Raw genomic sequence first — 20,110 nt, forward strand, 5'->3', positions numbered from 1 at the left:
CGATGTTGGCGGGCGGGCGCACAGTCCCCGATGTGTTCCTAGTCGCCACCTGGGCACGGCCATTGCTTGGGTGCCCCTATGCCCACCCATGTCCTGAACCTGCCTGCCGGTGCCAGTGCCCTCTGGCAAAACCGCCTGGGGCTGCTGCTGGAGTCCACGGGCGAGGGCGTGTTTGGCATCGACCTGGCGGGCAACTGCGTGTTCATCAACCGGGCGGGCGCGCAGATGCTGGGCTTTGCGGCCGATGAGGTGATGGGGCGCAACATGCACGCGCTCACCCACCACAGCCACCCTGACGGCAGCCCTTATGCCGACAGCGACTGCCCCATCTTCAATGCCTTCCGCCAGGGCCTGCCCTGCCGGGTGGACACCGAGGTGTTCTGGCGCCGCGATGGCTCGGCGTTTGCCGTGGAGTATTCCAGCCACCCCATTTTGGAAGGCGAGCAGGTGCAGGGTGCCGTCATTGCGTTTGTGGACATCACCAGCCGCAAACGCGCCGCCGACGAGCTGCAGCGCGCGCACGACGACCTGGCCCGCGCCAATGACGAGCTGGAGCGCCGTGTGGCCGCGCGCACCCACGAGCTGTCGCAGGCGCTGGCGCAGCTGCGCGAGCTGTCGGCCTACTCGGAGCAGGTGCGCGAGGACGAGCGCACACGCATCGCCCGCGAGGTGCACGACGAGCTGGGCAGCCTGCTGGTGGCGCTGAAGATGGATGTCAACTGGCTGCACAAGCGCCTGGGCGAGCAGGGCGAGCGCACGCCTGAGGCCGCAGGCGACATGCGCACCCAGATGCGCTGCAAATGCCAGAACATGAGCCGTCTGATCGAAAACGCCGTGGACAACGTGGGCCGCATCATCACCGACCTGCGCCCCAGCATCCTGGACCACCAGGGCCTGTGGGCGGCGCTGGAGTGGCAGGCGCAGGAGTTCGTGCAGTCGGCCGAGCTGGAGTTGGCGTGGCAGATGGACGTGCCTGCCACCCTGCACCTGCCCGAGCCTGCCGCCATCGCGGTGTTCCGCATCTTTCAGGAGATGCTGAGCAATGTTGGTCGCCACGCGCAGGCCAGCGCCATCGACATTGCGATTGACGTGCAGGACGATGTGCTGCAAGTGCGCGTGCGCGACAACGGCGTGGGCGCCACCCGCCAGGCCCTGGAGGCGCCCACCGCCTATGGCGTGATGGGCATGCGCGAGCGGGCGCGGCAGCTGGGGGGGCGGTTGAGCATCACCAGCGAGCCGGGGCAGGGCTCGTGCCTGCAATTGCTGATTCCTCTGGAGCTGTCATGAATTCCGTGGTTCGCGTGTTGATCGGGGATGACCACCGCATCGTGCGGGAGGGGCTCAAGCAGGTGCTGGGCGACCCGGCCAATGGCATGCCCGAGATCACTGTGGTCGCCGAGGCCACACAGGGCAGCGAGGTGCTGGAGCTGGTCGCCGCCCTGCAAGGGCCCACGGGAACACCGGGGCTGGACCTGGTGCTGCTGGACATCGCCATGCCGGGCATGGACGGCCTCGAAGTGCTGCAGGCGCTGCGCAAGGCCTGGCCTGCGCTGCCGGTGCTGATGCTCAGCACCTACCCCGAGCGGCAATACGCGGTGCGCTGCATCCAGATGGGCGCAGCGGGCTACCTGCACAAAAGCGCCGATCCCGACGACATGGTGGCCGCCGTGCGCAAGGTGGCCGCTGGCGGGCGCTACCTGACGGAGGCGACCGCGCAAGCCCTGGCAGGTGCACTAGAACGCACCGGGGTGGTGCGCACCGCCCAGCAGGGAACGCCCGCCGGGGTGGACGCGCTCTCCTATCGGGAGCACCAGGTGTTCCGCCTGCTCACCGCCGGGCAGAGCGTGAGCGAAATTGGTGCGCAGCTCAAGCTCGCGCCCAACACGGTGAGCACCTACCGCGCCCGCATCCTCGAAAAGACCGGCGCGCGCAACGATGTGGAGCTTGCGCTGCTGGCGCGTGGCGCACCGGCAGAGTGAATTCGGTGCATTGCACGACCGATTTGTAGTGCTGGCCCTACACGCTGTAGACACCACACCCACGAATTCATGACAGCGGGCCGACACCGGCAAAAACTGGCCCGCGCTTTGCGTAACGCCTGGCACCAACTTCTTCGAGGTGTGCCATGTCCGAATTCTTCTCGCCCTACGATGCCGACCGCCCGTTGATGCTGAAATGCAGCTGTGGCCGCGACCACACGGTGGCCGACCACCACGCCGAGGTGTCGGCCGATGCCGCCGCAGCCACCCTGCGCCAGCGCAGCGAGACCTGTGAGTTCGAGCTCTACAGCAACGAGTTCATCGAGGCCACGCTGGTCAAGGCGCTGTTTCCGCAAGACGCAGTGCGCCGCCGCTTCATCAAGGCGGTGGGCAAGAGCACGGCCATGGCGGCCATTGCCAGCGTTTTGCCCGTGGCCAGCATGCAGGCCATGGCGCAGGAAAAGCAGGGCGCGCTGGAGAAGACCAACCTCAAGATCGGCTTCATCCCGATCACCTGCGCCACGCCGCTGATCATGGCCCACCCGCTGGGCTTCTACAGCAAGCAGGGCCTGAACGTGGAGGTGACCAAGACGGCCGGCTGGGCGCTGATCCGCGACAAGATGATCAACAAGGAGTACGACGCCACGCACTTCTTGAGCCCCATGCCGCTGGCGATCTCGATGGGACTGGGCTCCAACGCCACGCCCATGAACGTGGCCACCATCCAGAACGTGAACGGCCAGGCCATCACGCTCAGCCTCAAGCACAAGGACAACCGCGACCCGAAGAACTGGAAGGGCTTCAAGTTCGCGATTCCCTTCGAATACAGCATGCACAACTTCCTGTTGCGCTACTACCTGGCCGAGGCGGGCTTGAACCCCGACACCGACGTGCAGCTGCGCGTGGTGCCACCCGCCGAGATGGTGGCCAATCTGCGCGCGGGCAATATCGACGGCTTCCTCGGTCCCGATCCTTTCAACCAGCGCGCCGTGTTCGAGGAAGTCGGCTTCATCCACCTGCTGACCAAGGACCTGTGGAACGGCCACCCCTGCTGCGCCTTTGGCACCAGCACCGAGTTCATCCAGAAAAACCCCAACACCTTTGCTGCGCTGTACCGCGCGGTGCTCACCTCGGCCGCGATGGCGCGCGACCCGGCCAACCGCGAGCTCATCGCCAAGGTGATCGCGCCCCAGGCCTACCTGAACCAGCCCGAGGCCGTGATCAACCAGGTGCTCACCGGCAAGTTCGCCGATGGGCTGGGCAAGATCCAGAACGTGCCCGACCGCGCGGACTTCGACCCCATGCCGTGGCAGAGCATGGCCGTGTGGATGCTCACGCAGATGCAGCGCTGGGGCTACATCAAGGGCGATGTGAACTACAAGCAGATCGCCGAAAAGGTGTTCCTCATCACCGACGCGAAAAAGCAGATGAAGGCGCTGGATCAGAAGGTGCCCGAAGGCGCGTACCCCAAGTTCAAGATCATGGGGCGCGAGTTCGATGCCGCCAAGGCGAGCGAGTACGCAAAGAGCTTCCCCATCCGCAAGGCGGCATGACATGACTCCCGCCAAGAACCTCAACCTGCGCGCGGGCCTGTTGTCCGTGCTCATCTTCCTGGCGCTGCTGGGGATCTGGTACATCGCCACCGCTTCTTCGGGCGCGGGCAACAGCACGGCCGGCATGACCGCCGAGCAGATCGAGTACGCCAAGATGATGGGCAAGGACCCAGGCGCCAGCGCCAAGGGCAGCGGCTTCCCCTCGCTGGCAGAGATGGGTCGTACCGTGTGGGGGCATGTGTCCAACCCGTTCTATGACAACGGCCCCAACGACAAGGGCATCGCCATCCAGCTCGCGCATTCGCTGGGCCGGGTCGCGCTAGGGTTCGGCCTGGCCTGCCTGGTGGCGATACCGCTCGGTTTCGTCATCGGCATGTCGCCGCTGCTGCGCCGTGCGTTCGACCCGTTCATTCAGGTGCTTAAGCCCATCAGCCCGCTGGCGTGGATGCCGCTGGCGCTCTACACCATCAAGGACTCGTCGATCTCCGGCATCTTCGTGATCTTCATCTGCTCGGTGTGGCCCATGCTGGTGAACACGGCGTTTGGCGTGGCCTCGGTCAAGCGCGAGTGGCTCAACGTGTCGGCCACGCTGCAGGTCAACCCGCTGCGCAAGGCCTTCCTGGTGATCTTGCCCGCCGCAGCACCCACCATCCTCACGGGCATGCGCATCAGCATGGGCATCGCCTGGCTGGTGATCGTGGCTGCCGAGATGCTGGTAGGCGGTACAGGCATCGGCTACTTCGTGTGGAACGAGTGGAACAACCTGTCGCTCACCAACGTGATCTTTGCCATCCTGGTGATTGGCGTGGTGGGCATGTTGCTCGACCTGGCCTTCGGCCAGCTGCAGAAGGCGGTGACGTATGTGGAGTGATGTCGCCCAGCGCCCGGCTGTTCCAGCCCCTCTTGCCACTGACACACCCCAACGAAAGGCCTCTGCCGTGACCCAAGGCTTCCTCCAGATCGACCGGCTGAGCAAGGCCTTTATGCCCACCAAGCCGGTGTTTGCCGACGTGTCGTTCACGCTCGACAAGGGCGAGTTCGTCTGCATCATCGGCCACTCGGGCTGTGGCAAGACCACCATCCTGAATGTGCTGGCAGGACTCGACACCGCCACCTCGGGCACCGTCATCATGGACGGGCGTGAAGTGGCCGGCCCCAGTCTGGACCGGGGCGTGGTGTTCCAGAGCCACGCGCTCATGCCCTGGCTCACGGTGCGCCAGAACATCGCGTTCGCCGTGAAGTCGCGCTGGCCTGACTGGAAGAAGAGCCAGGTGGATGCCCATGTGGAGAAGTTCGTGGCGCTGGTGGGCCTGAGCCCTGCCATTGACAAGAAGCCTTCGCAACTCTCAGGCGGTATGAAGCAGCGCGTGGGCATTGCGCGCGCGTTCTCCATCCAACCCAAGATGCTGCTGCTGGATGAGCCCTTCGGCGCGCTCGATGCGCTCACGCGCGGCACCATCCAGGACGAATTGATGGCCATCGTGCGCCAGACGCAGCAGACGGTCTTCATGATCACGCACGATGTGGACGAAGCCATCTTGCTGGCCGACCGCATCCTGCTCATGAGCAACGGCAACGAAACGCCCGAGGGCTACCGCCCCGGCGGCATCGCCGAGGTGGTGGTGAACCCGCTGCCACGCGAACGCACGCGCACCAGCCTGCACCACCTGGACGGCTACTACGCGCTGCGCAACCACATCGTGGACTTTTTGGTGACACGCGCCAAAGCCCACTGATTTCCTGAGTAACCAAGCCCTGTCATGTTGCCCCTTGCGGGCGGCAGGGAGGGCTGCACCCTGAAGTTCCTGTCCCCTGTTCCAAAACCCACCCACACCAAGGAGCCATCACCATGAACCGCAACGACGTTACCGAAAAGATCATCAGCACCAAGGTCGCCAAGGGCCTGCAATGGGAGGCCATTGCCAAGAAGGTCGGCCAGTCCAAGGAATGGACCACCGCCCTGTGCCTGGGCCAGATGACCGCCACGCCCGAGCAGGCCAAAGTCGTGGGCAAGATTTTCGGTCTCACAGTCGAAGAGCAGAAATGGCTGCAAGTGGTGCCCTACAAGGGCTCGCTGCCCACGCCCGTGCCCACCGACCCGCTGATCTACCGCTGGTACGAGGTGGTGAGCGTGTACGGCACCACCATCAAGGAGCTGATCCACGAAGAGTTTGGCGACGGCATCATGAGCGCCATCGACTTCAGCATGGACATCCAGCGCGAAGCCAATCCCAATGGCGACCGTGTCAATGTGGTGTTGTCCGGCAAGTTCCTGCCGTATAAACAGTACTAACCCCCTGAGTCGCTTCGCGCCTTCCCCCTTTCTCTCGAATTGCTGCGCAATTCGGGAAGGGGGACACCGCCAGCGCGGCGGGGCGGCCCTTGCGCGGCGGTCGCTGGTATAGGCCGTGCTCGTTACACCGGCGTGGGCCTATGCATTGCGCCGAGTGGGGTAACGAAGACAGTCAGAGCACCTTGACCGCCCGGCCGATGAACTGGATGGGGCCCGTAGGCTTGCCAATCGGTGATCCCGTGGGCGGTTCCAGCGTCAGCTCGAACAACTGGTTGGGCTGCAGCGGCGGCAGCTTGTCCAGCGGGATCTGCAGCGGCTGACCGGGCTGTACCAGGCCCAGCGATACGGGGCCGCTCCAGCCGTCGGCCTTGGTCCAGAACTCCAGGGCCTTGTCGGCCGGTACTTCGGCCATACCCAGCGGAATCAGGCTGATCTGCCGGGGCGAGCTGGCCTGCACCACCCAGCCCGGGGCCTTGTCATGCGGCGCGACCAGTACCACCATGAACTGCGGCGGCGCGGCCACTGGGGCGGTGCGGGTGACGAGCACTGCCGCGAGCACCGCCGCCATGGCAAAGCCCGAGCCGGCGAGGGCCCGCCACAGGCCCAGGTGGTCCCACCAGCGCACGGACGGTTTGCGTTTTGTTTCTGCGCGGGGCGGTGCAACGGGTGTCGCAGTCTGTTGAGGGCTCGCCGCTCGCAGCGACTGGTCGATGCGCGCCCACAAGGCAGCGGGCGGCGCGATGGGCTCCGCCAGCTGGGTCAGCGGCAGCAGGCGGGCTTCCCATTCGGCAACCGCCTGTTGCAGTGCCTTGTCACCAGGCAGGCGTTGCTGCACACCCTGGCGCTCGGCAGCGAGCAGGGTGCCCAGTACGTACTCACCGGCCAGAACGTGCAGGTCTTCCGGTGAGGGGGTGGACGGCGTGTTGCGCACGTCGGTCATGCCATGCACTCCCGCAGCGATACCAGGCTGCGCCGGATCCACGCCTTCACGGTGCCCAGCGGCGCGCCGAGGCGCTCCGCAATTTCGCCGTGCGAGCAGCCGTCCATATAGGCGTGCAGCACGCAGTTGCGGCGCGCGGGGTCCAGGGCCTCCAGGCAATGCTGCAGGCGGCCCAGGCTGGCGTTCAGCGCAAAGGTTTCCTCGACCTCATGGTGGGCCTGCACAGACATGTCGGCCTCCAGGGCTTGGGTGGTGGTGTCGTCCACATCAACATGGCGGCCCGCGTCGCGCACGGCGTTCAGGGCCAGATTGCGCACCACGCTGTAGATCCAGCCGCGTGCGCTGCCCCGGCTCGCGTCGTAGCTGGCGGCACGCGTCCAGATGTTCACGCAGGCATCGTGCACGATGTCCTCGGCCAGCGCGCGCTGGCGCACGATGCGCAGCGCCACACCCAGCAGCCGCGCGCCCTCCTGTTGGTACAGGCGGTGCATGGCCTGCCGGTCGCCGGCTGCGCAGGCAGCCAGAGCGGCTTCGTAGTCAAAATCGCCAGGGGTGTCGGGCACGGTGTGCAGGCAGCGGGGCCTTGGCTAAAGGGTGGGCGCATCGTAGCCGCAAACCCGCCACCGCCCGGCGGTAGCCCCCGCTGGGCAGGGGATTGCGTGTGCGTGGTTTACGCGGCCTTCCAGAAGATGTAGTCGGCCTGGTACTTCACGATCTGGCGCTCGCCCTTGTTGGCGGTGGTGCAGGCAGCAGCGGGTGCCACGCCGCCCTTGAGGGCCACGCGCTGGATGAAGGTCACGCCGGTCATGGCGCCCGAACCCGTGGCGGGGTTGGCCTTGACGAGCTGGTAGGGCAGGTTGCCCGTGCCCGAGGGGGCCACGGCCAGCTGGGTGGCTGTCAGCTTGGACCCATCGCTCGACTCCCAGGTGGCGGGCGGGCCGTAGTAGGTGCCCACTTGTTTGCCACTGCGGTCATTCAGCACGGCCTTGGGGCCCACAAACACCCATTCGGTCTGGCCCGGCATGTTGGCCTTGTCGCGGCATTCGTAGGTGATCTCGCCCACGCCCACGGTTTCCATCGCCACCTTGTTGCCTGCGGGCACCTTGATGCTGTCGGGCAGGCTGTCCTGCGAGTACATGGATTTGGAGGGCGACGACATCGTCGAGCCGCAGGCGCTCAGCAGCACGGCGGCGGCAATGGCGCCCGTCAGGGGGAGCAGGCGGGAGATTGGGGACGTGTGGACGGTCATGGCGGTTCTCTCTGGTCTATGGGTTGATAGGACAGCAGCAAGATGCGCTGCTGTAGGTACTACCCACGAAAACGCCGTTTGGATGCAGGGGATGCAAAAAATTTTTTCCGATGCCAGCCCGGGCAGGGCGGCTGCCTGGGCGGGGGCTGCCTCAATGCAAGGTCAGCGGCCGGGTGGTGGTCTTGACGCGCACCACGGCCGCCCGGTGCTCATAGGGGGCCACCGGTTGGCCCAGGATGGCGGCCGCCAGCGTGCGCGCCTGCCGGGCAATCGGTTCGATATAGCGGCTGCACTGCCCGTCGATGCTGATGCAATCGCCCAGTGCATGGATGCGGGATACGCTGGTTTGCAGCGTGCCTGCGTCCACCGCAATGCCATGGGTCCAATCAAGCCCTGCACTCTGCGCCAGGCGGTGGGGGGGCAGCAGGCCTGCTGCCACCACCACTTCGTCCGCCGCAAAACGCCGCCCGCTGGTGGTGGTGACGCGGTAGCGCGAGCCCACGCGTTCCACCTGCTCCACCTGCAGACCGCCTTCAAAGCGGATGGACAGGTCTTTCCAGGCGTCCAGCAACTGCGGGCCCGCCTGCTGGTCGTGCCAGCGCGCCAGTGGTTCGGTGGCCGTGTCCAGCAGCGTGATGTGGTGGCCGCCCAGTGCCAGGTCGTTGGCCAGCTCACTGCCGACCAGGCCCGCGCCGATGATGAGCACGTCCTTGGGCTGGTCGCCCAGGTGCTGGCGCAGGCGCTGGTAGGCGTCCAGGTGGTTGATGCGCCAGCACAGGCTGGCGGGCAAGCCCGGAGGCAAGGCGGCCTGCGCACCGTGGGCCAGCACCAGGTGACCGTAGCGCAGCACGCCCCGCGTAGTACGCAGTTGGTGGGTGTCGGCGCAGATGCGCACGGCATGGGTGTGGGCCAGCAGGGTGACGCCCAGGCGGTGCGCCGCATCGCGACCGGTTTCGGACACCAGGGCCAGCGGGTCCAGCTGGCGCGCCATGGCCACCGACAGCAAAGGCTTGTCGTACCGGTCGCCCGCGCAGGCCGTCACCAGGGTGATGGGCAGCGTGGCGCTGTGTTGGCGCAGGGTTTCGGCCAATTGCCAGCCTGCAGGGCCCGCGCCGACGATGACCACGCCCGGCTCGCCACGCACGCGAAGGGAGGCGGCTGGCGCTGCGCTGGCCTGCGCCCGCAGCGCCTCCAGCGTGGGGGCTTCGTACGGCGAAAAATCGGCCTTGGTCACGCCGCACAAGGGGCAGGCCCAGTCGTCGGGTATGTCCGCCAGCCGCGTGCCGGGCGGCAGGCCGCCATCGGGGTCGCCGTCGGCCTCGTGGTAGACGTAGCCGCAGGCGTTGCAGATGTAGCTCTGCCAGGGCGCCTGGGTGGCCGCGTCGGCAAACGCATCGCACAGCGCCTGCGATGCCGCGCTCAACACGAACTCGGAGGCAACCGACGGCGTGGTGGCGGTGGGGAGGGCGGGCGTCATGCAGGCATCTCCTCGGTGCTGAGCCGGGCGATCTCCTTGCGCAGGTGCTTGATGGCGGGCGTGACGATGGCCACAAAGTGCGACTCGCGCACGCGCCGCTGCACGTCCGAGCTCATCAGGTAGCCGCGCGCACCCTGGTGCATCAGGGCGGACTGGGCGGCGCGCAGGCACAGCTCCGCGCCATGGGCACGGGCGTCCAGCACATCGATGAAGAAGTCGGTGCTTGTGTCGAACGGCGTCTGGGCCAGTTGCATTACGCGTGCGGTCAGTGCATCCAGTTCGGCCTGCAGGGCGTCGGGCCGGTCTTCCAGGAACTGGTTGACGTGGCCCAGTTGGGCCTCCACCGCCCACATCGAGTCGATGGCGCCCTGGGTGATGCCCACCGCCATGCCACATTGCAGCATCACGAACGCAGCGCGGATGCGGGCAATAAAGGGGCGGGTGGGGTCGGCCATGATGTCGGCCGTGCCGATGAAATGGTCCTTGAGCCGCAGCGCATAGGTGCCCGTGCCCTCCATGGCGGAGAAGCTGGGGCATTCGCGCATCTCCACGCCCGGTGCGTCGCAGCGCAGCAGGAACATTACCTCGCGCTGGCTGGCCGTGCCGTCGGCCTCCACCACCGCCGCAATCGCGCCGCAGTAGTGGTCGGGCCCCAGGTTGCTCACCCAGGGCAGCGTGCCGTTGACGAGGTAGCCGCCCTCCACCGGCGTGGCCTTGAGCAACAGACTTTCGATTTGTGCATAGCTCTTCATGGGGTTGGACAGCGCCGTGCCCCCCATGCCCGCGCCGCTGGCGTGGCGCTGCAGCACATCTCCCGTCAAGGCATGATTGCCCGACTGCTGCAGGTACAGCCCGCACACCGCCTGGCACCACATCATGAAGCCTGTGGCGCCGCACACGCGCGATGCTTCCGCCATGGCGCGGATGGCCAAGCCGTAGTCGGCCGGGCCGGCGGTGCTGTCCAGGTGTGCGCTCATCGCGCCCACGGCGGCCAGTTGCTGCAGCTCCGCGCAGGGGTAGTAGCCGGTGCGGTCAATCGCCTCCACCTGCGCGGCCAGCGGGCCCTGGGCAATCTGGCGCACGGCGGCCAGCAGCGCATCGCCCCGCAGGGCGCCGTCCAGGTGGAGTTGAGGGGGGAGGTCGGCGGGGTTCATGGGGCTCCTTGGGTGCGCGGGGCGGGCAGGATGTGGCGCTGAATCAATCAGCCAGACTGATCTCGAAAGGGATCGGGTTGCGCATACTGTTGGCCACGGGCGAGTAGAAGTTGGCGTGCTGCACGATCTCGTCCAGCACCTCGCGCGGTGCATCGCCTTCCACCAGCACCTTCACGCGGATCGCCTGAAAGCCCATCTCGGGGGGCGTCTTCTGTAATGCACCACCCGCACCCCAGGCGGCGGGGTTGCCGATGTCGCCTTCCATGAACACCTCGATCTTGCTGAGCTTGACCTGCTTCCAGGTGGCCACGGCCGTGATGCCCACGGCCAGGCAGCCGCCCAGGCCTGACAGCACGATCTCGCCGGGCGCAGGCGCCGTGTCCTGACCGAACAGGTGCAGGGGCTCGTCCACCACCACCGGCGCATGGTTGCCCACATAGCTCAGCGAGCGGTACTGCCCCTCCATCACCGTATGGACCTTGTTGGTACCCCGGCTGGCGGGGTTGTTGCGGCCCTTGTCGGCAAAGGCCATCAGCCCGTCGCGGTCGATGGGGCGCAGGTGCGTGTGCACTGTGGTCACGGTGGTGATGGTGGTGATAGGGGCAGAGGGTTCCAGCAGATCGGTGGACATGGTGTTCCTTGGAGAAAGAGAAGGGACTGAAAAAAGGAAGGACAGGGTTCGCAGCGGGCCACGCCCGCTGTAACAAAGCACGGGGCTCAGGCCGCCAGCGCCAGCGCAGGCTTTTTGGGGAACTTGACCAGCGGCAGCCCGCTTTCGATCGGCAACTTGTCGTCGCGCGACCATTCGTTCCACGAGCCGAAGTACATGCGCACATCGGCAAAGCCCGCCTGCTTGAGCGCCAGGAAGGTGTTGGACGCGCGTGCGCCCTTGAAGCAATACAGGTACACCGTGTCCGCCGGGCTGATGCCCGCCGTGGCGCATTCGGCGCGCACTTCGTCGGGCGACTTGAACACCGGACCCTGGGGCGAGGGCTTCATGAAGCGGTACCACTCCAGCCACTTGGCGCCCGGCAGGCGGCCTTTGCGCGGCGCAAAGTCCTTGCCATAGGGGCTGGAGCTGTCGCCAATCCACTCGTCCACATCGCGCACGTCCAGCAGCACGGTGTCGGTGCCCAGGGCCTCGATCACGTCTTCCTTGGTCAGCATCACATCGGTGGTGGCCAGCTGGGTGGGGAAGATGGCGGGCGTGGGCACCACGGCCTCGGTGGAGACGGGCAGCTCTGCCGCCTTCCAGGCCGAGTAGCCGCCATTCAATACCTTGACCTTGGGGTAGCCCAGCCAGGTCAGCAGGTAGTAGCCCCGGCAGGACTGGCCGTAGCCGCTGTTGAGCGCATCTTCATAGAACACGGCCGTCTCGGCACCCGACAGGCCGATGGCGCCCAGGTGCGCGGCAAAGGTGTCTTTCAGCTCCTGCAGGCCTTGGGGTGTAGAGGTGGCGAGATACGTGAAGGTCTCGCGCAGGTTCACCGCGCCGGGGATGTGCCCCAGGGCATAGGTGTCGGCGTCGCGGGTGTCGATCAGCACCACAGGTTCTGCGGCTTGCAGGGCCAACAGCTGGGTGGGTGAGATGAGGACGGCGTCGGAGGCGGTAGCGGTCACGGTGCTCATGGAAAACCTTTCGGTGCGGTGGTGGGCGGGATGCCTGCCCTCCTTATCGCAACAGGTGTGCCAGAGCTTGTGAGTGCAAAGAAATTTGAATCAAATTGGCCGTTAGCGCTTATTAATAAAGCGCTAGTAGCTATAGATTTAATAGTTTTTTTGCGCCGACGATCATCAAGAATTAGAACGACCCACGCAGACGCCCAACACTGTGTCTACAAATTGTCGACACAGTGTTAGGCATCACTTCAAACCTGCTTTGCGCAGCCGGTAGCTGAACTGACGCAGCGTCAGCCCCAGGCTTTGCGCTGCACGCGACTGGTTGCCGTGGTGGTCGGCCAGCGCGGCCTGCAGCGCTTGCACGCTGTGCGATTGGGCCGGGTGGTAGTCGCGCACCAGCGGCGCTGCGTGGGTGGCCGGGTTTGCTGCACCTTCGTACGGCGCTGCTGACGGCAGAGCGGGTGGCAAAACCACCGACGCAGCGGCGGGCAGAAACCGGTCCAGCTCTGCACGCGCCACCAGCGTGTCGTTGGCCAGCAGCACCAGGCGCTCAATCACATTGCCCAGCTCGCGGATGTTGCCGGGCCAGGGGTGTTCTTCCAGCCGCGCCAGCGCGTCGGGCGAGAGGTTCACGTTGCGCTGGTGCGCCTGGTTGGCGCGGCTCACAAAGTGCAGCGCCAGCGCGCGGATGTCTTCACGCCGCTCGGCCAGCGAGGGCAGATGGATCGGAATCACGTGCAGGCGGTAGTACAGGTCCTGCCGAAAGCGCCCGGCCTCCACATCGGCCGCCAGGTCGCGGTGGGTGGCCGCCACCAGGCGCACGTTGACCTTGATCTCGCGCTGCCCGCCCAGGCGCACCAGCGTGCCCTCTTGCAGCGTGCGCAGCAGCTTGGACTGCAGGGCTAGCGGCAGCTCGCCAATCTCGTCGAGAAAGATGGTGCCGCTGTCGGCCTGCTCGAACCAGCCCGCGCGGGCTGTGCTGGCGCCGGTGAACGCGCCTTTTTCGTAGCCAAACAGTTCGGATTCGAACAGCGCGTCCGGAATGGCCGAGCAGTTGACCTTGATGAAGGGCCGGTCGCGCCGCCCGCTGGCCAGGTGCACGGCGCGCGCAAACAGCTCCTTGCCCGTGCCCGACTGGCCCAGCAGCAGCACGGTGGCCTGGGTCTGTGACACGCGCTCCAGTTCGCTCAATGCCTGCAGCAGCGGCGGCGAGCTGCCAATCAGCCCGTAGCGCGCGCTTTTGGTGTTGAGCGCGTTGGCCAGCACGGCATTGCGCGCCTCCAGCTGCCGCGTCTGGTCGGCCACCAGGGCTTCGAGCTGCAGCAGCTGCCCCACCAGCGTGGCCAGCACGCGCAGCACGGCCAGGTCGTCGTTCAGGTGGCGCTGGCGGCTGCGGATGCGGTGGCAGGCCAGCACGCCGATGGGCACGTTGATGACCTCGATGGGCAGGGCGATGAAGGCCACCGTCTCGGGCGGCAGCTGGTGGCGCGCCACCACGCGGCCCAGGAACAGCGGTTCTGCGTCGATGTCCTGCACGATGGCCGGCTGCCCCGTGGCCAGCACGCGGCCCGTGATGCCCTCGCCCCAGGCGTAGCGCCCGCGCTGCACCTCGGCCTGGGTGAGTCCGTACGCATGCTGGATGGAGGCGGTGCGCGGCGCGCCGGCTGGGGAGGAGGGGGCGTCGTCCACCAGCACGATGCGCCCCCGGTTTAGGCCCAGCAGCTCACTCATCAGGTGCAGCATTTCGCGCAGCACCAGGCCGGGCGCCAGGCTGCGGCCGATGAGGCGCATCACCTCGCGCATAAGCAGCAGCTCCTGGGCGTGCCAGTCGGTGGGGCTGTGCGAGCGGGCCGTGCTCGAAGGGGAGGGCATGGGCGGTGGGGGCATGTCAGGGCGATTGCAAGTTCTGCGCCCGGGTGCATTAAAGTCGCCTGCGTCCAGCTATTTACCGACTTTTTCACCTTCTCGAAAGCCCCCACCATGACCACCCTCGGAACCCCCCTGTCCCCCCATGCCACCAAAGTCATGCTGCTGGGCTCGGGCGAGCTGGGCAAGGAGGTGCTGATCGCCCTGCAGCGCCTGGGCGTGGAAACCATCGCCGTGGACCGTTACGAGAACGCGCCCGGCCAGCAAGTGGCACACCACGCGCGCACCATCACCATGAGCGACCCGGCCCAACTCAAGGCGCTGATCGAAACCGAACGGCCCCACCTAGTGGTGCCCGAGATCGAAGCCATCGCCACCCCCATGCTCGAAGAGCTGGAAGCCGCGGGCACCGTGCGCGTCATCCCCACCGCCCGCGCCGCCCGTCTGACCATGGACCGCGAAGGCATCCGCGTGCTGGCGGCCGAGACGCTGGGGTTGCCCACCAGCCCTTACAAATTCTGTAATTCGCTCGAAGAGCTGCAGGCCGCGATTGATGGCGGGATTGGTTACCCTTGCATCGTCAAGCCCGTGATGAGCAGCTCCGGCAAAGGCCAGAGCAAGATCGACGGCCCGGCTGACGTGAAGAAGGCCTGGGACTACGCCATGGCCGGCGGCCGCGTGAGCCACGGCCGTGTGATCGTCGAGGGCTTCATCGACTTCGATTACGAGATCACCCAGCTCACCGTGCGCTCCGTGGGCGCGGACGGCCAGATCGAGACCCACTTCTGCGACCCTATCGGCCATGTGCAGGTGAGCGGCGACTATGTGGAAAGCTGGCAGCCCCACCCCATGCACCCGGCCGCACTCGAAAAGTCGCGCCAGATCGCCAAGGCCGTGACCGACAACCTGGGCGGCCAGGGTTTGTTTGGCGTGGAGTTGTTCGTCAAAGGCGAGAACGTGTGGTTCAGCGAAGTCAGCCCCCGCCCGCATGACACCGGCCTGGTCACGCTGTGCACCCAGCACCAGAGTGAGTTTGAATTGCACGCACGCGCCATCCTGGGCCTGCCGGTGGACACCAGCCTGCGCAATCCCGGCGCCAGCGCGGTGATTTATGGCGGTGTGGAAGCCCAGGGCATCGTGTTCGACGGCGTGGAAGAAGCCCTGCGTGTGCCGGGCACCGACCTGCGCCTGTTCGGCAAGCCGGAGAGTTTTGTGAAGCGCCGTATGGGCGTGGCGCTCGCGCGCGCTCAGAATGTGGACACGGCGCGTGCGAACGCCAAGCTGGCGGCGAGCAAGGTCAGGCCCCGCGTGGCCTGATAGCCTGCGGCCGCAGTTGCGGCGGGCCGGTGCGACGACGGCGCTTCTGAAGGAGAACCCCTGTGAGCCTGAGTGCGCGGATCCTGTGGCTGGTGTTGGCCGCCTCCTTGTTGCCTGTGCCAGCCCTTGTGTGGCTGCTGCTGGAGTTCCGGTCGGCCACCACCGGCCAGGCGCGCGACCGGCTGGTGGCCCGGGCAGGCATCATTGCCAGCGACCTGGACGACAAGATCGCTGGTACCGGGCAACTCCTGTTTGGCCTTGGGCGCGTACCCCTGCTGGCAGCGGGCGACAAGGCCGCCTGCTCTGATTTCCTGGCAGATGTCCTCAAGGAACATCCTCAGTACACCGGCATCCTCACCATCCAGCCCGATGGCTCCCTGTTCTGTGATTCGCTGCGCAGTGGCCGTACCCTGGACCTCCGGGACCGCGGTTACTTTCAGCGTGCGCTGACGGCCTCCGGGCCAGTGCTGGAAGCGGTCATAGGCCGCCTGACTGGCAAGGGTGTGCTGCAGGTGGCGTATCCGGTGCGCGATGCGGGAGGCGCGTTGCGCTTCATCCTGCTGGCCTCGCTCGACATGCAGGACTACGGGCAGGCCATGGTGCGTGCACAGCGCTATGAGCGCATGCATCTGCAGGTATGGAATGCTGACGGTTCGGTGATCATGGACTTCCGCCGGCCGGAGATGGCGCCGCTGACCCTGGGGGACGCCGAGCGCACTTTCATGTTGCAAGGGGTCGAAGGGCATGCCGTGATGGAGGGGGCCGATGGCGTGCGTCGCGTCTGGGTGCGCGCCCAGTTGCCGCGCGCACAGGGCTCGGATCTGCGTCTGGCCCTGGCCGTGCCCGAGGACGACCTGCGTGGCCCGGTGGAGCGTCAGTTCCGGCGCGCACTGCTGGGGGTGCTGGCACTGGCGGTCATCGTGTTCGTTGCTGCTTTTCTGTTGGTGGAATTTGCGGTGCGCCGCCATGCCATGCGCGCCATCCGCGCCATTGGCCGCATGGATGCTGGCAACTACGCCGAACCCATTGGTACACCCTATCCCCCGGGAGAGCTGGGGCAGGTGGCCCGGGCACTGGACCGGATGGCGGAGTCCCTGCTGCGCCAGCAGCAGTCCATCGCGCAACACACGGAGACGCTGGAGCGCCAGGCGCGGCGAGACCCCCTGACCGACTTGGCCAACCGCTACAGCCTCACGGAGCGGCTGGACGCAGCGTTGGACCGGGCGCGGGAGCAGGGCCACTGCGTGGCCGTTCTGGCCATGGACCTGGACCGGTTCAAAGGGGTGAACGACAGCCTGGGCCATGCCCGGGGCGATGCCTTGCTCAAGGAGGTGGCGGTCCGGTTGCAGGGTTGTGTACGCCCTGGCGATGTAGTGGCCCGCCCGGGAGGGGATGAGTTTGTGGTGGTGCTGCCCGACCTGCCGGACCCGGCGGTGGTGGAGCCCATGGCGCGGCGCATTGTGCGGGCGCTGACCCTGCCTGTGGAGACCGGCACGTCCAGCTGGTTGCTGGGCACCAGCCTGGGCATTGCGGTCTTCCCGCAGGATGGGGACTCTGGCGACCTGTTGTTGCGCAATGCAGACGTGGCCATGTACGACGCCAAGGACCTGGGTGGGAACCGGCTGGCTTTCTTCAGCCCGCACATGACGGAGGTGTTGACGGAGCGCCTGCGGGTGGAGGCGGGCCTGCGCCATGCCATCGAGCACGACGGGCTGCGCCTGCACTATCAGCCCATCATGGATGCGCGGACGGGTCGGGTGTCGTCGGTGGAGGCGCTGGTGCGGTGGGCGGACCCGGAGCGTGGGCTGGTGTCTCCGCTGCAGTTCATCGGCATTGCGGAAGAAACGGGGCTGATCGTGCCACTGGGCGAATGGGTGCTGAACGAGGCCTGCGCGCAGGCACGGCGGTGGCTGGATGCCGGGTGGGGGGAGATCCCGGTGGCGGTGAACCTCTCGGCGCGCCAGTTCCAGGAGCCCGAGCTGGACCAGGTGGTGGCCCGCGCCTTGCAAAGCACCGGGTGCCCACCCCGGTTGCTGCAATTGGAGATCACTGAAAGCTCGATCATGGAGCCCGTGGAGGAGGCCCTGCAGACCATGCAACGCCTCACCGCGCTGGGCGTGCAGTTGGCCATCGACGACTTCGGCACCGGCTATTCGTCACTCAGCCAGCTCAAGCGGTTTCCGGTGCGCAAGCTCAAGATCGACCGCTCTTTCGTCAACGACCTGGGGAGCAACGACCGGGGCGAAGTGCTGGTGGACGCCATCGTGGCCCTGGCGCAAAAGCTGGGGTTGCGCACGGTGGCCGAGGGCGTGGAAACCGACCACCAAGCCCAGTGGCTGGCCCGGCTGGGCTGCGACGAACTGCAGGGTTACCTCTTTTCCCAGCCTTGCGCGCCACAAGACCTTGAAAACTGGTGGCAGGGCCGGGTGGCAGGCCCTCCCGCCGGCCTCACTCCCGGATCTGCCGCCCCGTGAGCTTGAGGAACAAATCCTCCAGATTCGCTGGCCGGTGCAGCGTGCGCAGGTGGCCATGCTGCCCCAGCGCCTGCAGTAGCGGCTGCGCGTTCTGCGTGTAGAAAAACACCGTCTCGCCGCTGATCTCCACGCGCGCGGCCAGGGTGCGCAGCGCGGCGTCTTCGGCCATCTGGACGGCCCCCACGCCGAACACCTCCACCACATCCGGTTCCAGGTGCTGGGCGATCAGCTCACGCGGGCGGCCTTCGGCAATCTTGCGGCCGTGGTCCAGCACCAGCAGGCGCGAGCACAGGCGCTCAGCCTCGTCCATGAAGTGGGTGGTCAGCAAGATCGACTTGCCTTGCTGCAGCAGCAGTTGCAGCCGCTCCCACATCAGGTGGCGGGCTTGCGGGTCCAGGCCCGTGGTGGGCTCGTCCAGCAGCAGCAGGCGCGGGTTGTTGACCAGGGCGCGCGCCAGCGACAGGCGCCGCTTCATGCCGCCCGATAGTTCACCGGGCTTGGCATCGGCCTTGTGGGTGAGGGCTGCGAACTCCAGCAACTGGGGTACACGCTCGTCCATCACTGCGCCTTTGAGGCCAAAGTAGCGGCCGAACACGCGCAGGTTTTCGGCGCAGGTGAAGTCTGGGTCGAGGGTGTCAAACTGCGTGACCACGCCCAGCTGCGCCTTGATGGCCAGCGCATCGCGTGGCATGTGCAGCGGTGCGGTGCCGGGCTTGGAGGTGAAATGCACTTCGCCGCCATCCGGTGACGCCAGGCCCAGGCACATGCGAATGGTGGTGGTCTTTCCAGCACCGTTGGGGCCGATGACGCCCAGGCATTCTCCGGGAGCAATCGCGAAGGACACGTCGTCCACCACCGTGGTCTCGCCATAACGTTTGCGCAGGTGCAGAGCTTCAAAAAGTGCGGTCATGGGGAGATTGTGTGCGACGTGGGCATACCCGGTGTTGCACGCAGTCGTTGTGGCAAAAATCAACACTTAGCGCAGGTGGATAGTGCACCGATTGCTATCAAAAGAGGATCAATTGGCTCATTCCGCTGCGACTAGCCGCCCACGGCCCGCCGTCTTGGCTGCATAGAGGGCGCCGTCGGCACGGGCCATCAGTTCCGCCAGGGCGGCCTCACCGGGCTGCAGGACGGCCATCCCGGCGCTGTAGTCCAGCGCAAAGCCCAGCTCGGCCACACTGGCTGCGTGCAGGCGCCTGCGCAGTCGCCGGTCCAGGGCCAGTCCGGCGGGTTCGCTGTTGTGCAACAGCAGCACACCAAACTCCTCGCCACCCAGGCGGCCAACCAGGTCGCCGCTGCGGCAGGTGTCGCCCAGCAGGCGGGCAAACAGTTGCAGGGCGCGGTCCCCGGCCTCGTGGCCATGGGTGTCGTTGACCTGCTTGAAATGGTCGAGGTCCAGCATCATTGCCGTCATGGGCAACTGGTGGCGTGCGGCGTGGGCCAGCAGGCTGCTGCCTTGGGTGGTGAAGCCGCGCCGGTTGAGCACGCCGGTGAGGCCGTCGGTCATCGCCAGCGTGCGCAGCTTGTGTTCAGCCTCCGACCGCCAGGCCACCAGCAGGGCGACCGTGCCGAGCACCAGGCTCACGTTGGTGGCCACAGCGGCAGCGAGGTTGACAGGGTGGGGAGTGCGAAAGCTGGGGTACTGGTCGGTGAAGGCGCCCAGCATGCCCCGCGCCAGCGTGAACGCGGCCGACGTCAGCAGGCAGCCCATCAGCAGGCTGCGCCAGCGCAGGTTGGCCTCGACCACAGGCGCCAGGGTGGCGCGCGCAACGATGCACAGGATGGTAGCCAATACAAAGTTGGCCCAGCCCACGCGCCAGGCGTAGTGACCAAAGCCCAGGGTGTAGCCCAGCGGGGCGGCTATCACCAGCACCAGCAGCAGGCGGCGCAAGGGACGGGGGCCCAGCCATTCTTCGAGCGCCCGGTACAGCATCCACTGTGCGGCCGCGTTGCAGGCAATCGACACGGTGGAAAGGGCCTGGTCCCACAGGGTGGATGAGGCAATGATGGCCGCCCAGGCCACGGCCTGCAGCAGCATGCTGGCCTGCACATGGCGGGCCGCGCGGCTCACGTCCCGGCCCATGATCAGCGGCAGCGCGGCCGAGATCATGAACAGGTTGGCCGCCATGACCGTCATCAGCGTGAGGAAATCCAGTGGCATACGCAGCGGCCCCGGGGCCTGTGT

The 20,110-nt window shown here is 66.6% G+C and carries 18 protein-coding genes; 8 read left to right on the forward strand and 10 right to left on the reverse strand.

Annotated elements, in window-relative coordinates; genetic code table 11:
- The first annotated feature begins 78 nt into the window (after positions 1-78).
- From EXV95_RS19800 to cynS, 6 genes are all read left to right on the forward strand, one after another.
- On the forward strand, positions 79-1,287 hold the full coding sequence (locus EXV95_RS19800) for a PAS domain-containing sensor histidine kinase (protein WP_176888155.1): 1,209 nt from the start codon (positions 79-81) through the stop codon (positions 1,285-1,287).
- The gene (locus tag EXV95_RS19805) at positions 1,284-1,979 is read left to right on the forward strand and encodes a response regulator transcription factor (RefSeq protein ID WP_176888156.1); all 696 of its coding nucleotides are present in this window, start codon (positions 1,284-1,286) and stop codon (positions 1,977-1,979) included. The genes EXV95_RS19800 and EXV95_RS19805 overlap by 4 nt, the downstream gene beginning before the upstream one ends.
- Before the next feature lie 146 nt (positions 1,980-2,125).
- Positions 2,126-3,532, forward strand: coding sequence for a CmpA/NrtA family ABC transporter substrate-binding protein (locus EXV95_RS19810; RefSeq protein ID WP_176888157.1), 1,407 nt, complete (start codon positions 2,126-2,128; stop codon positions 3,530-3,532).
- 1 nt (position 3,533) lies between these two features.
- Positions 3,534-4,403, forward strand: a complete 870-nt coding sequence (gene ntrB, locus EXV95_RS19815; protein ID WP_176888158.1) for a nitrate ABC transporter permease — start codon at positions 3,534-3,536, stop codon at positions 4,401-4,403.
- Entirely contained in the window at positions 4,393-5,268 is an 876-nt protein-coding gene (locus tag EXV95_RS19820; protein WP_176888159.1) for an ABC transporter ATP-binding protein, read from the forward strand. The genes ntrB and EXV95_RS19820 overlap by 11 nt, the downstream gene beginning before the upstream one ends.
- Positions 5,269-5,381: 113 nt before the next feature.
- Entirely contained in the window at positions 5,382-5,825 is a 444-nt protein-coding gene (gene cynS / locus EXV95_RS19825) for a cyanase (protein ID WP_176888160.1), read from the forward strand.
- A 172-nt stretch (positions 5,826-5,997) separates the two neighbouring features.
- Here the strand turns inward: cynS and EXV95_RS19830 are convergent, their stop codons facing one another.
- From EXV95_RS19830 to EXV95_RS19865, 8 genes are all read right to left on the reverse strand, one after another.
- Positions 5,998-6,765 (reverse strand): anti-sigma factor domain-containing protein, encoded by a 768-nt coding sequence (locus tag EXV95_RS19830; RefSeq protein WP_176888161.1) that lies wholly within the window; start codon positions 6,763-6,765, stop codon positions 5,998-6,000.
- Positions 6,762-7,328 (reverse strand): sigma-70 family RNA polymerase sigma factor, encoded by a 567-nt coding sequence (locus tag EXV95_RS19835; RefSeq protein ID WP_176888162.1) that lies wholly within the window; start codon positions 7,326-7,328, stop codon positions 6,762-6,764. The genes EXV95_RS19830 and EXV95_RS19835 overlap by 4 nt, the downstream gene beginning before the upstream one ends.
- A 107-nt stretch (positions 7,329-7,435) precedes the next feature.
- Positions 7,436-8,014, reverse strand: coding sequence for a DUF3455 domain-containing protein (locus tag EXV95_RS19840; protein ID WP_176888163.1), 579 nt, complete (start codon positions 8,012-8,014; stop codon positions 7,436-7,438).
- A 151-nt stretch (positions 8,015-8,165) separates the two neighbouring features.
- The gene (locus EXV95_RS19845; RefSeq protein ID WP_255484810.1) at positions 8,166-9,491 is read right to left on the reverse strand and encodes an FAD-dependent oxidoreductase; all 1,326 of its coding nucleotides are present in this window, start codon (positions 9,489-9,491) and stop codon (positions 8,166-8,168) included.
- A complete protein-coding gene (locus tag EXV95_RS19850) occupies positions 9,488-10,645 on the reverse strand; it encodes an acyl-CoA dehydrogenase family protein (RefSeq protein ID WP_176888164.1) in 1,158 nt (385 codons plus the stop codon). The genes EXV95_RS19845 and EXV95_RS19850 overlap by 4 nt, the downstream gene beginning before the upstream one ends.
- A 43-nt stretch (positions 10,646-10,688) precedes the next feature.
- Positions 10,689-11,276: an OsmC family protein gene (locus EXV95_RS19855; RefSeq protein WP_176888165.1), complete on the reverse strand. Its 588-nt coding sequence runs from the start codon at positions 11,274-11,276 to the stop codon at positions 10,689-10,691.
- Between the two features lie 86 nt (positions 11,277-11,362).
- Positions 11,363-12,274 carry a sulfurtransferase gene (locus tag EXV95_RS19860; protein ID WP_056745584.1) on the reverse strand — a complete coding sequence of 304 codons (912 nt, stop codon included), beginning with the start codon at positions 12,272-12,274 and terminating at the stop codon, positions 11,363-11,365.
- Positions 12,275-12,508: 234 nt separating this feature from the next.
- Complete coding sequence (locus EXV95_RS19865; protein WP_255484811.1) at positions 12,509-14,137, reverse strand: sigma 54-interacting transcriptional regulator; 1,629 nt, start codon at positions 14,135-14,137, stop codon at positions 12,509-12,511.
- A 108-nt stretch (positions 14,138-14,245) separates the two neighbouring features.
- On the opposite strand from EXV95_RS19865, the gene purT reads away from it, so the two are divergent.
- Both purT and EXV95_RS19875 read left to right on the forward strand, forming a co-directional pair.
- Positions 14,246-15,448, forward strand: coding sequence for a formate-dependent phosphoribosylglycinamide formyltransferase (gene purT / locus EXV95_RS19870; RefSeq protein WP_176888167.1), 1,203 nt, complete (start codon positions 14,246-14,248; stop codon positions 15,446-15,448).
- A gap of 62 nt (positions 15,449-15,510) precedes the next feature.
- A complete protein-coding gene (locus tag EXV95_RS19875; RefSeq protein WP_176888168.1) occupies positions 15,511-17,922 on the forward strand; it encodes a bifunctional diguanylate cyclase/phosphodiesterase in 2,412 nt (803 codons plus the stop codon).
- Here EXV95_RS19875 and EXV95_RS19880 read toward each other — a convergent pair.
- Together EXV95_RS19880 and EXV95_RS19885 are read right to left on the reverse strand one after the other, a co-directional pair.
- Positions 17,897-18,832, reverse strand: coding sequence for an ATP-binding cassette domain-containing protein (locus tag EXV95_RS19880; protein WP_176888169.1), 936 nt, complete (start codon positions 18,830-18,832; stop codon positions 17,897-17,899). The genes EXV95_RS19875 and EXV95_RS19880 overlap by 26 nt on opposite strands.
- Before the next feature lie 117 nt (positions 18,833-18,949).
- The gene (locus tag EXV95_RS19885) at positions 18,950-20,086 is read right to left on the reverse strand and encodes a GGDEF domain-containing protein (protein ID WP_176888170.1); all 1,137 of its coding nucleotides are present in this window, start codon (positions 20,084-20,086) and stop codon (positions 18,950-18,952) included.
- Between the last annotated feature and the right edge of the window lie 24 nt (positions 20,087-20,110).

The sequence above is a fragment of the Acidovorax sp. JMULE5 genome (genome assembly GCF_013376875.1).
Taxonomy (GTDB): domain Bacteria; phylum Pseudomonadota; class Gammaproteobacteria; order Burkholderiales; family Burkholderiaceae_C; genus Acidovorax; species Acidovorax facilis.

Excerpts from the sequence above, each read along its gene's own strand:
- EXV95_RS19800 (WP_176888155.1), top strand. The coding sequence starts at position 79 with ATGCCCACCCATGTCCTGAACCTGCCTGCCGGTGCCAGTGCCCTCTGG.
- EXV95_RS19805 (WP_176888156.1), top strand. The coding sequence starts at position 1,284 with ATGAATTCCGTGGTTCGCGTGTTGATCGGGGATGACCACCGCATCGTG.
- EXV95_RS19810 (WP_176888157.1), top strand. The coding sequence starts at position 2,126 with ATGTCCGAATTCTTCTCGCCCTACGATGCCGACCGCCCGTTGATGCTG.
- ntrB (WP_176888158.1), top strand. The coding sequence starts at position 3,534 with ATGACTCCCGCCAAGAACCTCAACCTGCGCGCGGGCCTGTTGTCCGTG.
- EXV95_RS19820 (WP_176888159.1), top strand. The coding sequence starts at position 4,393 with ATGTGGAGTGATGTCGCCCAGCGCCCGGCTGTTCCAGCCCCTCTTGCC.
- cynS (WP_176888160.1), top strand. The coding sequence starts at position 5,382 with ATGAACCGCAACGACGTTACCGAAAAGATCATCAGCACCAAGGTCGCC.
- EXV95_RS19830 (WP_176888161.1), bottom strand. The coding sequence starts at position 6,765 with ATGACCGACGTGCGCAACACGCCGTCCACCCCCTCACCGGAAGACCTG.
- EXV95_RS19840 (WP_176888163.1), bottom strand. The coding sequence starts at position 8,014 with ATGACCGTCCACACGTCCCCAATCTCCCGCCTGCTCCCCCTGACGGGC.
- EXV95_RS19845 (WP_255484810.1), bottom strand. The coding sequence starts at position 9,491 with ATGACGCCCGCCCTCCCCACCGCCACCACGCCGTCGGTTGCCTCCGAG.
- EXV95_RS19850 (WP_176888164.1), bottom strand. The coding sequence starts at position 10,645 with ATGAACCCCGCCGACCTCCCCCCTCAACTCCACCTGGACGGCGCCCTG.
- EXV95_RS19855 (WP_176888165.1), bottom strand. The coding sequence starts at position 11,276 with ATGTCCACCGATCTGCTGGAACCCTCTGCCCCTATCACCACCATCACC.
- EXV95_RS19860 (WP_056745584.1), bottom strand. The coding sequence starts at position 12,274 with ATGAGCACCGTGACCGCTACCGCCTCCGACGCCGTCCTCATCTCACCC.
- EXV95_RS19865 (WP_255484811.1), bottom strand. The coding sequence starts at position 14,137 with ATGCCCTCCCCTTCGAGCACGGCCCGCTCGCACAGCCCCACCGACTGG.
- purT (WP_176888167.1), top strand. The coding sequence starts at position 14,246 with ATGACCACCCTCGGAACCCCCCTGTCCCCCCATGCCACCAAAGTCATG.
- EXV95_RS19880 (WP_176888169.1), bottom strand. The coding sequence starts at position 18,832 with ATGACCGCACTTTTTGAAGCTCTGCACCTGCGCAAACGTTATGGCGAG.
- EXV95_RS19885 (WP_176888170.1), bottom strand. The coding sequence starts at position 20,086 with ATGCCACTGGATTTCCTCACGCTGATGACGGTCATGGCGGCCAACCTG.